The sequence below is a fragment of the Olivibacter sitiensis DSM 17696 genome, from assembly GCF_000427965.1.
Classification (GTDB): Bacteria; Bacteroidota; Bacteroidia; order Sphingobacteriales; family Sphingobacteriaceae; genus Olivibacter; species Olivibacter sitiensis.
The window spans coordinates 128149-140478 of record NZ_ATZA01000003.1; the positions used below are offsets into that span (position 1 = coordinate 128149).

General features: G+C 49.9%; 17 protein-coding genes. 9 read left to right on the forward strand and 8 right to left on the reverse strand.

Annotation, left to right across the window (positions count from 1 at the left end):
* Positions 1-251 precede the first annotated feature (251 nt).
* Together A37S_RS0102850 and A37S_RS0102855 are read left to right on the forward strand one after the other, a co-directional pair.
* Positions 252-1493 (forward strand): NAD(P)/FAD-dependent oxidoreductase, encoded by a 1242-nt coding sequence (locus tag A37S_RS0102850; RefSeq protein WP_028295689.1) that lies wholly within the window; start codon positions 252-254, stop codon positions 1491-1493.
* A 6-nt stretch (positions 1494-1499) separates the two neighbouring features.
* Positions 1500-2690 carry an NAD(P)/FAD-dependent oxidoreductase gene (locus A37S_RS0102855; RefSeq protein WP_169719420.1) on the forward strand — a complete coding sequence of 397 codons (1191 nt, stop codon included), beginning with the start codon at positions 1500-1502 and terminating at the stop codon, positions 2688-2690.
* Here the strand turns inward: A37S_RS0102855 and A37S_RS23365 are convergent.
* From A37S_RS23365 to A37S_RS0102890, 7 genes are all read right to left on the reverse strand, one after another.
* On the reverse strand, positions 2655-3314 hold the full coding sequence (locus A37S_RS23365; RefSeq protein WP_051292672.1) for a CHAP domain-containing protein: 660 nt from the start codon (positions 3312-3314) through the stop codon (positions 2655-2657). The genes A37S_RS0102855 and A37S_RS23365 overlap by 36 nt on opposite strands.
* 12 nt (positions 3315-3326) lie before the next feature.
* Entirely contained in the window at positions 3327-3674 is a 348-nt protein-coding gene (locus A37S_RS0102865) for a hypothetical protein (RefSeq protein WP_169719421.1), read from the reverse strand.
* Between the two features lie 104 nt (positions 3675-3778).
* On the reverse strand, positions 3779-4132 hold the full coding sequence (locus tag A37S_RS23370; RefSeq protein ID WP_036601025.1) for a hypothetical protein: 354 nt from the start codon (positions 4130-4132) through the stop codon (positions 3779-3781).
* A gap of 121 nt (positions 4133-4253) precedes the next feature.
* Entirely contained in the window at positions 4254-4718 is a 465-nt protein-coding gene (locus A37S_RS0102875; RefSeq protein WP_028295692.1) for a hypothetical protein, read from the reverse strand.
* The gene (locus A37S_RS0102880) at positions 4715-5278 is read right to left on the reverse strand and encodes a DUF6266 family protein (RefSeq protein WP_028295693.1); all 564 of its coding nucleotides are present in this window, start codon (positions 5276-5278) and stop codon (positions 4715-4717) included. The genes A37S_RS0102875 and A37S_RS0102880 overlap by 4 nt, the downstream gene beginning before the upstream one ends.
* A gap of 92 nt (positions 5279-5370) precedes the next feature.
* Positions 5371-6012: a DUF6266 family protein gene (locus A37S_RS26050; RefSeq protein ID WP_051292673.1), complete on the reverse strand. Its 642-nt coding sequence runs from the start codon at positions 6010-6012 to the stop codon at positions 5371-5373.
* Between the two features lie 361 nt (positions 6013-6373).
* Positions 6374-6700, reverse strand: coding sequence for a MerR family transcriptional regulator (locus tag A37S_RS0102890; RefSeq protein ID WP_028295694.1), 327 nt, complete (start codon positions 6698-6700; stop codon positions 6374-6376).
* 230 nt (positions 6701-6930) lie between these two features.
* Here A37S_RS0102890 and A37S_RS0102895 point away from each other — a divergent pair, with 230 nt between their 5' ends.
* The 7 genes from A37S_RS0102895 (at position 6931) to A37S_RS0102920 (ending at position 10851) form a co-directional block, all read left to right on the forward strand.
* Positions 6931-7449, forward strand: a complete 519-nt coding sequence (locus tag A37S_RS0102895; RefSeq protein WP_028295695.1) for a hypothetical protein — start codon at positions 6931-6933, stop codon at positions 7447-7449.
* 2 nt (positions 7450-7451) lie between these two features.
* Complete coding sequence (locus tag A37S_RS0102900; RefSeq protein WP_028295696.1) at positions 7452-8105, forward strand: hypothetical protein; 654 nt, start codon at positions 7452-7454, stop codon at positions 8103-8105.
* Complete coding sequence (locus tag A37S_RS0102905; RefSeq protein ID WP_084163726.1) at positions 8051-8857, forward strand: sensor histidine kinase; 807 nt, start codon at positions 8051-8053, stop codon at positions 8855-8857. Before A37S_RS0102900 ends, A37S_RS0102905 begins: the two co-directional genes overlap by 55 nt.
* 37 nt (positions 8858-8894) lie before the next feature.
* Positions 8895-9530, forward strand: coding sequence for a response regulator transcription factor (locus A37S_RS0102910; protein WP_028295698.1), 636 nt, complete (start codon positions 8895-8897; stop codon positions 9528-9530).
* Between the two features lie 138 nt (positions 9531-9668).
* On the forward strand, positions 9669-10124 hold the full coding sequence (locus A37S_RS0102915; protein ID WP_157278353.1) for a Crp/Fnr family transcriptional regulator: 456 nt from the start codon (positions 9669-9671) through the stop codon (positions 10122-10124).
* A gap of 160 nt (positions 10125-10284) precedes the next feature.
* Positions 10285-10422 (forward strand): hypothetical protein, encoded by a 138-nt coding sequence (locus tag A37S_RS27390; protein WP_169719422.1) that lies wholly within the window; start codon positions 10285-10287, stop codon positions 10420-10422.
* 54 nt (positions 10423-10476) lie between these two features.
* The gene (locus tag A37S_RS0102920) at positions 10477-10851 is read left to right on the forward strand and encodes a hypothetical protein (protein ID WP_028295700.1); all 375 of its coding nucleotides are present in this window, start codon (positions 10477-10479) and stop codon (positions 10849-10851) included.
* Between the two features lie 93 nt (positions 10852-10944).
* On the opposite strand, the gene A37S_RS0102925 is transcribed toward A37S_RS0102920, so the two are convergent.
* Entirely contained in the window at positions 10945-12297 is a 1353-nt protein-coding gene (locus tag A37S_RS0102925) for a RagB/SusD family nutrient uptake outer membrane protein (RefSeq protein WP_028295701.1), read from the reverse strand.
* Positions 12298-12330 lie beyond the last annotated feature (33 nt).

A 12330-nucleotide genomic window follows, 5' to 3' on the forward strand; every position in this document is an offset into this window, starting at 1 on the left:
TAGACCTAACCGTATCCAATAAGCGGTTAACACAGTCCAAAGGCATTAAAGTGTCACAAACATAAAAAAAATATTGGATGAATATCTGATTGACCCCGAAATACCCAAACAACAGAAAATATATCGCATTTTTATCACATAAACAAATAAAAATACTTTAATCATATTTTTTTACCAAAAAATATTTGTCAATACGATCATTATTCCGTTTTTTTAACACTCAATCACGATAAACGGGAGTAGCGAGACCGATGGACGGCAAGTATGTGGAGGTACTGATTATAGGTTGTGGACCTGCAGGGGCTACGGCCTCACTGGCGTTGAGCAAACACAATATAGCACATGTACTATTAGATAAGGCAGTATTCCCCCGCGACAAAGTATGTGGCGATTCATTCAGTTATAAGGGGATATCGGTGCTGCAACAAATAGACCCCGAATTGCTTCCCCGTTTTTTTGCGGAATACCCCTACTCTCCCATATACGGCCTACACGTCAGCAGTCCAGAAAACCCTGGTATCGATTTCACTTTCACTCCAGACGCCTTTAGCGGCATAGCTCCCGGCTTCATAGCCAAACGCGTCGATTTCGACTATTTTCTGTACAAATATGTGAAAGAAAAAGGGGCGACCGTGCACGAAGGTGTGGTGGTAAAAGAGATTAAACGGGAGTCGGACGGTCTCAGCGTGAGCTATATGAAAAACGGGATCTTATCTACTTACCGCTGCAAGGTGCTCATAGCGGCCGATGGCAATAAAGGTATCTGCCGTCAATTGCTCGAAAAAAAACGACAAAAACAGCAAGATTTGGTAGCTTTGAGGGGCTATTTTCAGGGTATTGACAACCCAGCGCCAGATAAGCTTATAGAACTTCATTTTGTAAAAGATATTTTGCCGGGATATTTATGGATTTTTCCTTTGCCCAATGGAGGAGCCAATGTGGGACTTGGCATAGATCCTTCCGGACAAAAAAGCGATCAGCCATTGCGCGAGGTATTTCAGCATCAAATCGAGCAGCACCCGCTTTTTAGCGAACGCTTTCGCCATGCCCAGCTAGTGGGCCCTATAAAGGGCTGGAGCCTGCCTGTACATGCCACTATCAAGGAGTTCTGCGCAGATCGTGTATTATATACTGGCGATGCTGCCCAACTGGTAAACCCGCTGACCGGGGAAGGCCTCGGACAGGCAATACTAAGCGGCTATATGGCAGCCGAGGCAGTAGTGAAAGCCGTTCGTTCGCAATCTTTTGGCAAGTCTTTCTTTCACGCACATTATGCCCAACCCCTATGGAAAAAGCTACGGAAGGAAATCCTTATGAGTAGGTCGGCAGTCAAGTTTATGGAAAAATACCCTAAGCTATTTGGCCTAATAGGCAAAAAACTGTATAATAGTCCTACTTTTTACCGTTTTGCCGCAGACTTGGCGGACAACAAGCCTCAGCTTGCCAATCTGCTAAGGCCTTCTTTTTATTGGAAAGTATGGAAAAATAAATAAATGCGCATGCCCCATTTCAGCATTCCTATCGTCATTATTGGCAGTGGCCCAGCGGGCTGCACCTGTTCATTGCAACTCAGTAAACAGGGCATACATCATTGGCTAATGGATAAGGAGTCCTTTCCGCGCGACAAGGTCTGCGGAGATGGTTTTGGCTATCGGGTAATGCGTACATTAAAGGAAATAGACGGGCTATTTCCTCAAAAATTTTTCCCTCAAACTTCTCATTCGCCCATAGCTGGTATACGGATTTTCGCTCCCAACCGCAAGTTCTTACAGTTTACCTTTCAGGAAGCGCTGGATCCCTTGATGCCTCCCGGCTTCACCTGCACCCGTAGGGATTTTGACAATTACCTATACCAAAGCACCAGCAGCACCTATTGCAGCAAGAAAAACCCGGTTACGATAGTAGACATCCTTAAGCGCAACGAAGGTTATGAAATCACCTATAGAGAGGAGACAGATTTGCTTCAACATGTGCGCTGCCAACTGCTGATTGCGGCAGATGGAGAGCAAGGGATTAGCCATAAATACATTGGCTCCAAAACGGTAAAGGCACCGCTCATTGCGGCCAGAGCCTATTTTAAGGGGGTAGGTGGAATAGACAAGAGACTGATAGAGGTCCATTTCCTCAAGAAAAGCATTCCAGGATATGTATGGCTCTTTCCTCTTGAAGATGACAGGGTAAACGTAGGATTGATACTCCCACGGACGCTGGTGAAAGAGAAGGAAATCCATGTGCGGCAATTTCTGACCCGGTTGTTGCAAGAAGACCCCCTGTTTGCAGAGCGCTTTGCGCAGGCGCGCCCCATCAGCGGCACCAAGGGATGGAGCCTGGCCAGCAAATTTGTCCCATCGAGCTTATGCGGCGATCATTACCTTTTGGTGGGCGACCGTGCCAATCTCGTGGACCCCATCACTGGAGAAGGAATAGGCAATGCCGTGTGGAGCGGCTATCAGGCGGCCAAGGCCGCCAATGAAGCCCTGCAAAAGCAGGACTTTCGGGCGGCCTTCTTAAAACAGCATTATGCCGATATTATCGGTAAGCAACTGTCCAAAGAGTTTGCCTTCAGCAAAAAACTGGGATTCTTATTGCGCTATCCCTTTATCCTCAATATCATAGCCTCAAGCGCACAAAAACGAGGTTGGCTATACCGCTCGCTAATGAAGCTGTTTGGATATGGAAAGAGGGGGTAACCAATCGGCCAGGGCATGGATGGTCTTGATTGGCCTGCGCTTGCGGTACACGCCATCGCCCTCGCGGCTACCAACCTCGTTGGTATTGCCCTCCACCGTGATGAGGGTGCTTCCCTCCACCCCGTCCACAAAGCCGCAATGGCCTATGCGCCCCAGCGAGGGGTAGTAGATGCCGAATACCAGGCCTAATGATTGTTGCGCGTTCTGTGTTGCGCCTTGCGAGGGCGAACGTGCGACCGAATGCCCACTGCCGATAGCCGATAGCTGTACCTGTTTTGCCTTGGGGAAAAGGGCGGCGGCCCAGGCCGTTCTTGGTTCCTTCAAGCCCGCCTGGCCGTATACCCAGCTCACGAAGGCCGCGCACCAGGCATTGCCCTTGCCCAGGCCGCAGTAGCGCAGGTATGCCTCCACCCTGCTCCCATCGTTCTTGCCAGTGGCCTCGCGCACGCCTATCTCGGCCGTGTAGATGTCCCTGATCTTTTGCTGGAGGGGGTTTTGGGGCGAATGGCTATTGGGCGAATGGCTATTCGCCCTTACTACTACTACGGTGTAGTGGGGTTGGGCTCCGCCCAAGGCTATGCCGAGACCTAGCAGGACATAGCTTATCATGATTATTGCTTTCATTAGTTGTACGTTTTAGGGTGTAAGTTTTCTGGCGCAGCACGATGGCCCAGTAAAGGCACGAGATTTTGTACCTCTACGGGCAACCCATTTCCCCACGCTCTTTCCCTTCCGGCCCTCAAGCCGGGCCAGGGCTTTTACTTTCTTTGCAAGCGCGAAAGAAAGTAAACAAAGAACGCTTTTGCGGCTGGGGAAAGTTTGCTGGATTCTGGTGGCCTCTACCAGATGGACGCTAGGCTTCGCTGCATCCATCCCTTTGACCCGCAAGCCACCAAAATCCCGAGACGCAAACTTTCCAAGGCCGCCCTGCATAGTGCCGCCTGCCTGCGCCGCAATTTCTACCGTCCGCAAGCTCCTATACATGTTCCCCCTCCCCGCGCCCAGTGCCACCGCGCCCCTCCCGTTTTGACGGGACAGGCTCTCCAAAGGGGACAGTATAGTGCAGGCGCAAGATTTTGCGCCTGTACTTACAGCAAAGCGGCCAAGGCTGCCACAAAGGCATAGAGCAGCAGCACGAATAGGGCAAAGTAGATAACCACTTTTTGCCAGCTGAGCAGGGACTTGAAATTGCGTTCCAGGTGCTCGCTGGCATACTCGCCCAGCACGGGCCAGTGCCGATGCAGCAGCCAAAGGCTCAGCAGTATGAAGCTGCATACCGAAATGGCCGCCAGCAGGATGGCGCTCAGTATGCCGGGGTCTATGGGTGCCGAGGTGATGTCTACCATGCGCACCACCGGCGGGAAGATGAAATACCCTACCATCATTAGAGAGAACAGCAGCACTATGCTGTGTTTTTTGATGTCTATTTGTAATTGTTCCATTTTTTTTAGATATGAGATGTGCGATATGAGATATGAGACTAGAGCGAACGCCCGACTTGTAGGTCTTAAGTTTTAAAAATTCCAAGTGGCTATGCCACATCCCCGATTTACAACTTACTACTTACAACTTCTCACTTATAGTCCGTAGGCGGATCTTCCGGGCTAGCCAGGTGAGAAGGGCCAGCCCCGCCAGCCAGCTCCACCAGGGCAGGGCCCTTGGCTGGCTTTGCCTTTGCTCGTGCAGCAGCAGGCTGCTGCTATCGCTCCGGGCAATGGTGGTGACTAGGCTATCTCGTGCCCTTTGGCTGCCCTGTCCGGTGAGCAACGTGCTGCTGTCCCTGATGTACAGGTAGGCCTCCTCGCCGCGCAGGCCGCTGTCGCGGTGGTAGCTGTAGCCGCCACGCAGCCATAACCATAGGCTATTATTGGCCTGCTGCCATTGCCACAGGCTGTCGCGGCTATGCTCTTGCAGGGCTACGGTGCTGCTGTCCGAAGCACTATAGCTGTTTTGCTGCCTGTGTAGTTGCTTTTGCCTACTGCCGCAGCCCGGCTGCAGCAGGAACAGGATGATGATGACTCTTTTCATGGTATGTTTCTTGAGGGGTACCTTCCCAGGTAATGGGAGTTCGAGAATTTCTTGTACTGCCGGCAATGGGCAAAAATGTAGAGGTCTACCTCCTTATCGCGCAACTGCGGTGGCAAGGTAAGCTGTACCTTGCCATCCTCGCGGCAGGCCTTTTGCTCGTTGATACCGGCAATGCGTATGGCCGCATTGTGCGCGCAGAGCACAACACCGTCGTCGGCATTGCCATAAATACCCCTATGGGGTATGAAATCTACCGTGATACGGTCATCTTTGCGCCGCACGTCCAAGTGGTAGACCGGCGGCAGCGTGCCGCTGCTGAGGGTCACCCTAGCGGGGTCGACCCATAACTGTGGGTATTGGCCCTGTATGCCGCCATCGAGCAATATCTGCACCGCCTTGGCAAAGGCCTGCACTTTATTGAGTCTATAGCCGAAACCCCTGCCTATGATCTTTCGCATAGGTCCCAGGTACCTATTTGCCAGCGCAAAGCGTTCGCGCACGATGATCCTGCCATCTATATCGTCTTTTTTCCTGGCTATTTTTGATGATATCAGTAACATGATTTTTCCTCCTTTCGATGTATAAGAATTGGTGTTGAAAAAGGAGCCGTGCCGCAGTGGCCAGCAGCGGCACGGCCCTCCTGAAGGCGATACTAGGCAATGGTCACCTCACCGACATACACGGTGTCTGAGAGTTCCTTTAGCTTGCGCTCACCATAAAATAGCCACACATGGGCGGCACCGCCCGCCCAGTTGACCGGAAGGTTGATTTCCACGCTCCCCTCGCTCCTAATGGGCAACACATTGGCCGTGGTAAACTGCCCGCTGCCGGGATGGTACACCACGGTGTACACCCCGTCGTCATCTTCACCGCTCACCGGATTCTTTAAGGGATTCCAGCTTATGCTGAGCGTGCGACCATCCAAGGCCATCGCCTCGTCGCCCGCCGTGAAGAGTCCGCCGGCACTGAGTTTTACACGGCCGTAGTCTAGTGCATAGTCGGGGTAGTTGCCCACCACGGCCTGCACGATATTGTCCTTGACGGCCATGTTCATGGCCGTGTGCGTATTGGCGCGCTTTTGGCCGTAGCCTATGCGTATGAGCGCCTTGATGGGGAAGAGAAACTTGGTGACCAGGCCAAATTTTGCCTGCTGCATCAACTGCTCTTCCGTGGCGGGCTTGCTGCGTTTCTTGTAGAGCCCCTTGATGTAGTGGATGCCCTTCCAGCTGCTGCCTATTATACTTCCCGCTTTTCCTTTGAAGCCTCCATTGGCTCCGTTTCTGATAGTTCCCATAATTGAAAAAATTAAAAATTTAAACCTATCAACAAAGCTTGCTATACCGGTATATTGCCGTGATGACGATGCAAACATAGGACGCTAATTTTCAAATACCTATAGCCAGATACTGGTTGACGGGCATGTGACGGGCATGTATCGGTTTATTGACGGATAAGTGAAGGCTGAGGGGAGATTAGCGACCAAAGGCCCATGCTTAAATCTACACCAAAAGCATGCCTTCTTCGTCCAATCACTGGGCGTAGGTGCCATCTGCATCGGTTTTGCAAGGCATTGAATGGCCTTCAAAACCGATACTAAAGGGATAAAAACAGGATGGATGGGCGAAATTGCCGGGCAATTGGTCAGCTATTGGCTGCTATTCCAAGCTCCAATAGATCTTGCGCAGGTGCTCCACGTCCTCGTCGCGGTAGTATTTTTTCTTGTTTACGATCTTGGCCACTTTTATGAGCCCCTTATGCTTGCAGCGCAACAAGGTGCTTTCGCTGATACCCACGCGGTTCTGCACGTATTCCGTGCTGCGATAGATGGTTTCTTTCTCTCTATGGCACAAGATGGCATGGAGCATTTCGCCCAATTGGCCCTTCACTTCCAATAGGTGGTTTATGATGACATCGTGCGAACTGGCCACGGGGCAACTGGCGCAAGAGAGCGGAGGACTGAGCTTGTCTTGATCGTTCATCATTAGGAAAAGATTGGCACACAGAACCATGCTCTTTTCAAAATATCGCTACTCGCTACCCAAGTTCTGTGCTAATGATTGAAAATCAGTTGTTTTTTTGCTAATATAACATGTAAAAAAGACAATAGCTGCTTTATTTTCAAATTACCATAAGTATGGCATAGCTCCTTATGTTCCTTATGGTTATTTTTGCTATATCTCAACTAACAAAAGTTAACTTAAATAACACAAACATGAAGAAGAACTTTATCTTTAGCCTTGCCGCACTGGCACTTTCATTCCTTGGATGCGAACAATTGGAAAGCCAGCTGGGCGCACAGGCCTCCACCATGATGGCAACCGTCGAAGACAGCCGCATCAGCCTAGACGAAGCGAGAACGCTGGTGGCCAATTATGGCCGCGCATACGGGCAGGAAGGCCTAGCCAACTTGCAAGCAGCAGATACAGAGACTAGGGCGGTATTCATGCCGCGCCGGCAGCTGGAGCAGCTGGTGGCCGACATGGAAGCCACGGACGGTGATGGCGTGCGCTTTTACTTCGCGCGGTATGACAGCGGCAGTCCCAAGAATACGCTGGTAATAGTGCCTACCAAGGCTGCTACGATCAATGGCGTGGCCATGCATCGGGATGTATATGGGGAGACGGACACGGCGGGCAATATCACGCAATCATACATCCAGAACAGGATGCATCCTTGCCCCCCTTGTGATGATGCCGACCTAGTGGAAGGAGAAGAAGATCAAAACGGCTGACCATGCTAGACCTAGTGCCCCTTATTGCCTGCTTCATTGCCAGCTTGGTCTTCCTAAAGAGCGACCAAGAGCGGCACTGGAGCATTTTGCGGCTATTCCTTGCCTTCACCGTGCTGACGGAACTATTTGCTTTATATATCGGCCACTGGCTAAGGCATAGCAACCTCTATGTTTACAATACCTACATGCTGGTAGAAGGCTTGGCCATGCCTACCCTGCTGTACTTTATGAACCCCATTAGGAAGCGTTCCTGGCTACCTTATGGCAGCTTATTGGCATTGTGGCTCTTGGGGTATAGCCTTTTTTACGCTTGGTATATATGGAAAAAGGGGCTATCTGACCCTGCCGATCCCTTGATAGATAAACTGTGCTTTTTTATCCTATTCTATGCCGTTGCCTATTATGTGGGGCTGCTGTTGTCCAATTATCGGCCAGATCTGCTCAGGCAGGCACACTTCTGGTGGGTGAACGGGGTCCTGTTCTTCTATTTTGGCAACACGGTGCTCAACGTACTGAGCAAATACCTCAATATGGAGATGTGGCCAGGAATGTCGGCACGGCATTTCCTATTTATTTTACTGAACATTTTACTTTATGGACTATGGACGCTTTCATTCTACTTGAGGTATCGCCAATGCCGCAGGGCAATATCGTAGTGCTGGTGACACTCATGCTGCTATTGGTGCCACTCATGTTCATCGTGTGCGTACTCTATGGCCAAAGCCAGTACTTGGCCAAAGAACGGGAGCTGGAGCGGCAAAGGAAACGATTTGAGCAGGAAAAGCTACAGATAGCCATGGAGGCCACGCAGCAGTTTGGCAACCGGGTATCCAAAAAGCTGCACGACCACATAGGCCATAGGCTCACCCTGGCCGAGCGCACCCTAGGTACCATCCTGCCCAATACGCTGCCCGAAAAAGCGCGGCGGCGACTGGGGCAGGCCATGGATTATCTGAGCGACTCACTGGACGACCTGAAGCGGATAAGCAATACCATGGTACAGTACCAAGAGCTGCCCGCCAGCCTGGACGAAATACTGCGGCAGGAGCTGGCCGCCCTGGAGAGCGCCACGTCGGTGAGAGGCATCTATGAGGGAGCAGGAGAAGCCTGGGCGGTGCCGGCGCAGATAGATTTTGCCCTTTACCGGGTGTACCAGGTATTGGTGAGCAATACGCTGCAACATGCCTCTGCCAGCGAAGTGCGGGTATGCACCCAGCTCGAGAAGGAACAGCTGCACCTGGTCTATGCGGATAACGGCATCGGCTTTGACTATGAGGAGGCAAAGGGCAAGGGCGGCCTGGGCTTGGCCCACGCCCGCCAGATGGTGGGCCAGCAGGGTGGCCACATAAGCTTTGAGAGCAGGGCGGGCAAGGGCATGGTGGCAAGCATAGTCATTCCCCTACCCTGAGGCCACCTTTTGCAGATGACAATAAAAAGAGTATAGCATGATAGAGATAGCCATTATAGACGATCAGGCCAATACGGCCCTGGGCACGGCAGAGCTGCTGACCGATTACCCGGATATTCGCACCTTATTCTGGGCCACTTCTGGCCAGGAGATGATAGCGCGGCTAGAAGCGGGCCCGCGGCCGCAGGTGCTGCTCACGGACGTGAACATGGAAGGCATGAACGGCATGGCCTGCGCACGGTGGCTCAGGGAGCATCACCCCGATATAGCGGTCATAGGTACCAGCTACTTCAACGACCGCTATTTTATGGAGAACATGTTGATGGCCGGCGCAAAGGCCTTCCTGCACACACGTACGCCCATGGACAAAATGGCCGAGGCCATACGCACCGTACACAAGGGACAGTATTTTCTGTACGACCTAGTGACGCAAGAAACGCTGGACCGCCTGTTTTCCAAGAAGGCTAGGGCCAGCGTGGCCATACCGCAACGGCAGATGGAGTGCTTGCAGCTGTTGGTACGGGGACTAAGCGACCAAGAAATAGCCGATAGGCTGCATATATCCGTCAGTTCGTTGCCCTACCACAAGAAAGTGCTCTTCAGGCGGCTGGAAGTACACAAAATGGAGGACCTAGTTCGCAAGGCCCTGTACATGGGTCTAGTAGAAAGTTGAACAGGCATGGACATCAACATTTTTTTGGACAATCTGCAGCAGCGCTACCGACTGGACGAGGGCGAGCGCCAATTTTTGAGCGAGCACATGCAGCGCAAGCGCCTTGCTGCCCTAAAGAAGCTGCACGAGGCGGGCGAAGTGCCGAAGAGGGTCTATTTTCTGTATGACGGCATTGTGCGCGGATGCCGCAGGGAGCTCTCCAAGCCTGCCGGCGAAGAGCGCATGGTAACTACCTGGTTTTGCCACAAGCAGCGCCTGGTGGGCAATATACAGGATGTGGTGCTAGGCCGCAGGCTGCAAGAACATGTGGAGACCTGCACCCCCTGCACATTCTATTACCTGAGCAGGGAAGACATCAGCCTGCTCATGGCCCGCTCTGCCAATCTTATCTCCCTGTACAACCGCCTGATTCGCGGCTATATCAGGCTACTCACCTGCCGTAGCGAATGCAGCGCCCCCCTGCGCGGCGAGGATCGGGTGCGGCGCTTTATGGAGCTGCTGCCCCATTGCATACACCGTGTACCGCAGGAGCATGCAGCCTCCTACCTGGGAATGACACGCGAAACGCTCAATCGCATACTCAATAAAAAATAACGTATCCTCCTTGTGATTTTGGTCACAAGCCCTCCCCATCTGTGACCATCATCACAAACTAGCGCCAAGACCACCTGCTACTTTTGTATGAAGGCCGGCCGCTGTGGGTAGCTGGCTGTCTTGATAGTTGTGTCTTGATACTTGATACTAAAAAGAAGAAATGGACAGGAAAACGACATATCGCTTCAGTAGGCCCAGGGGGCTACATGCACAGCAGCTATGTCTTACTTTGGTTCAACCTGTTCTTTATCTCAATGAGCGGGATGGGCATTTATATATCGAAATTACAGCGAAGTAGCAACGCAGGAAGCGCAGCTATCTAGGGCGAGTCGGCCAAAAGACGACATACATTATGAACGAAGAAAACAATTTTTTATTTACTCAAATTTCTAAGACTATGAAAATTTTGAAAATCATTTTAACAGGACTTTTTGCCATCGTGTTAGGCTTTATGGTAATGTCTTTTCAGAAAGATCGAATGGAAGGCATAAAAGAGGTTCGGACAGATACTTGGCATTACCAAGGAGGTAGCGGAACCGGACAAATCCTTAACAACGATAATTGGGTTCGTGCCTCTGATGGGGGAACTCCTCATCAACAATGTGGAAACGGAAGTGCTCTTCCATGTACAATCACCGGACCTCAGGATCCTGATGAATTCCAGGATCATTTGGAATATCTCGGCGTTAGTGGAGTCATGTTAGCAAGTCCAAACAAGCGTCCATAGCTTTTTGCCATCATAGCAATGGAGGCTTTTAGGAAGCAAAAAAAGCGGGAAAAACTATGATAGTTTTTCCCGCTTTCTTAAACCAAAACTGCGTTATTTAAGATATCCCAAAAGGTCATCCGGTAAAGGAAGTGCAAATCTTGGAGAGTTTGCGGGAAGTGTATATATCTCATCCTTGAGAGTCCGTACCAATGAAATGTTTGCATCCTCTTTGTTCAGCCTCTTAATGTCCATCCATCTATGGCCCCTGAACAGTAGTTGCTTTCTTCTTTCTTCTAAAATTATTGCTAAAGCTTCGTTGGATGATGTGGCAGCTACCTGAGTGAAAGAGCCTTTTAACCAGCGTTTCTCAAGAAAGGTATTCAGAACTTGAATTGCTTCATTAATATTGCTATCTCGCGCTAAGCATTCAGCTTTAGTTAGGTATATTTCATCTGTAACGATACCTGAGACTATCCCCGCAAATCCCAAGTATGAACCTTTAAAAGTAATCTGATCATCACTTTCTTTCTGAAAAAATATTTCTCTTCTAAGATCTTCTTCATCGAAAGAAAGATAGATTGATAAGGGAATTTTTGCGCGACTTGAAGTAAGCACTTGTCCTAAGTCGGTCCAACGTTCGAATATAACTTCAGGATTATGGCGAGGTATAGGAAAGGCGGTAGAGGGAATCAGATCATTATAGTCCAATAGTTCATCAGTCACCATTAAGCAAGAGTCAGCATAACGCAAAGCGTTAGAATAATCACGCATCCATAGGTAGGTCCTTGATAAAAGACCATAAGCCGCAGGTTTAGATGGTCTATTCTTTGCGACTGGATTGACTGGTAATAATGGTATGGATTCTTTTAAATCGTCAATTATTTGATTGTAGGTTTCCTGTAACGTCGCCCTATTTGAAGGGATATTAAAGTCCGATTGGAGGCGAAGAGGAATACCTAATTCTGTTTCGGCGGTTGACGCATCATAGGCAGCGCACCAAATCTGTGCTGCATCCAAAAAACAGGTCGCCCTAAATGTTAAAGCCTGACCTTTAATATCCTGCCATTTTAGATTATTGCTTTGGCTCCTTTCGATATTTAATAAATGTTCGAGTACAGTGTTAGCATAATACACGGGTTGGTAGATTCGTGTCCAATCATTCAATTCAATTCCTGGTTGGAACACATTATTTTCAGCCCAGATATACATATTTTTATCTGTTTCAAGCTCAAGTGATTCCCAACCGTCGTCGGTAAGGTAATAATTATCAGCACTGATCTCTGGCGCTAACGGCGAACTATTCATCATTGTGTGATCAAGCAATGCCTGTAGGTCTTCAAGGTTTGTAATTATCGCTAAACTCTTGTTTGAAGGTTCATTCAAGTACTTCTCACAAGATGTGATTAGGAACGAAGTAACTGCTGTTATAGCAATTAAGGGAAATTTTTTGACTGTCTTTTTCATGTTTCTTTAAATGACTGAACGGTTATTAACCGT

Excerpts from the sequence above, each read along its gene's own strand:
- A37S_RS0102920 (WP_028295700.1), top strand. The coding sequence starts at position 10,477 with ATGAACGAAGAAAACAATTTTTTATTTACTCAAATTTCTAAGACTATG.
- A37S_RS0102895 (WP_028295695.1), top strand. The coding sequence starts at position 6,931 with ATGAAGAAGAACTTTATCTTTAGCCTTGCCGCACTGGCACTTTCATTC.
- A37S_RS27390 (WP_169719422.1), top strand. The coding sequence starts at position 10,285 with ATGGACAGGAAAACGACATATCGCTTCAGTAGGCCCAGGGGGCTACAT.
- A37S_RS23365 (WP_051292672.1), bottom strand. The coding sequence starts at position 3,314 with ATGAAAGCAATAATCATGATAAGCTATGTCCTGCTAGGTCTCGGCATA.
- A37S_RS23370 (WP_036601025.1), bottom strand. The coding sequence starts at position 4,132 with ATGGAACAATTACAAATAGACATCAAAAAACACAGCATAGTGCTGCTG.
- A37S_RS0102910 (WP_028295698.1), top strand. The coding sequence starts at position 8,895 with ATGATAGAGATAGCCATTATAGACGATCAGGCCAATACGGCCCTGGGC.
- A37S_RS0102855 (WP_169719420.1), top strand. The coding sequence starts at position 1,500 with ATGCCCCATTTCAGCATTCCTATCGTCATTATTGGCAGTGGCCCAGCG.
- A37S_RS0102875 (WP_028295692.1), bottom strand. The coding sequence starts at position 4,718 with ATGAAAAGAGTCATCATCATCCTGTTCCTGCTGCAGCCGGGCTGCGGC.
- A37S_RS0102850 (WP_028295689.1), top strand. The coding sequence starts at position 252 with ATGGACGGCAAGTATGTGGAGGTACTGATTATAGGTTGTGGACCTGCA.
- A37S_RS0102880 (WP_028295693.1), bottom strand. The coding sequence starts at position 5,278 with ATGTTACTGATATCATCAAAAATAGCCAGGAAAAAAGACGATATAGAT.
- A37S_RS0102865 (WP_169719421.1), bottom strand. The coding sequence starts at position 3,674 with ATGTATAGGAGCTTGCGGACGGTAGAAATTGCGGCGCAGGCAGGCGGC.
- A37S_RS0102925 (WP_028295701.1), bottom strand. The coding sequence starts at position 12,297 with ATGAAAAAGACAGTCAAAAAATTTCCCTTAATTGCTATAACAGCAGTT.
- A37S_RS26050 (WP_051292673.1), bottom strand. The coding sequence starts at position 6,012 with ATGGGAACTATCAGAAACGGAGCCAATGGAGGCTTCAAAGGAAAAGCG.
- A37S_RS0102900 (WP_028295696.1), top strand. The coding sequence starts at position 7,452 with ATGCTAGACCTAGTGCCCCTTATTGCCTGCTTCATTGCCAGCTTGGTC.
- A37S_RS0102890 (WP_028295694.1), bottom strand. The coding sequence starts at position 6,700 with ATGATGAACGATCAAGACAAGCTCAGTCCTCCGCTCTCTTGCGCCAGT.
- A37S_RS0102905 (WP_084163726.1), top strand. The coding sequence starts at position 8,051 with ATGGACGCTTTCATTCTACTTGAGGTATCGCCAATGCCGCAGGGCAAT.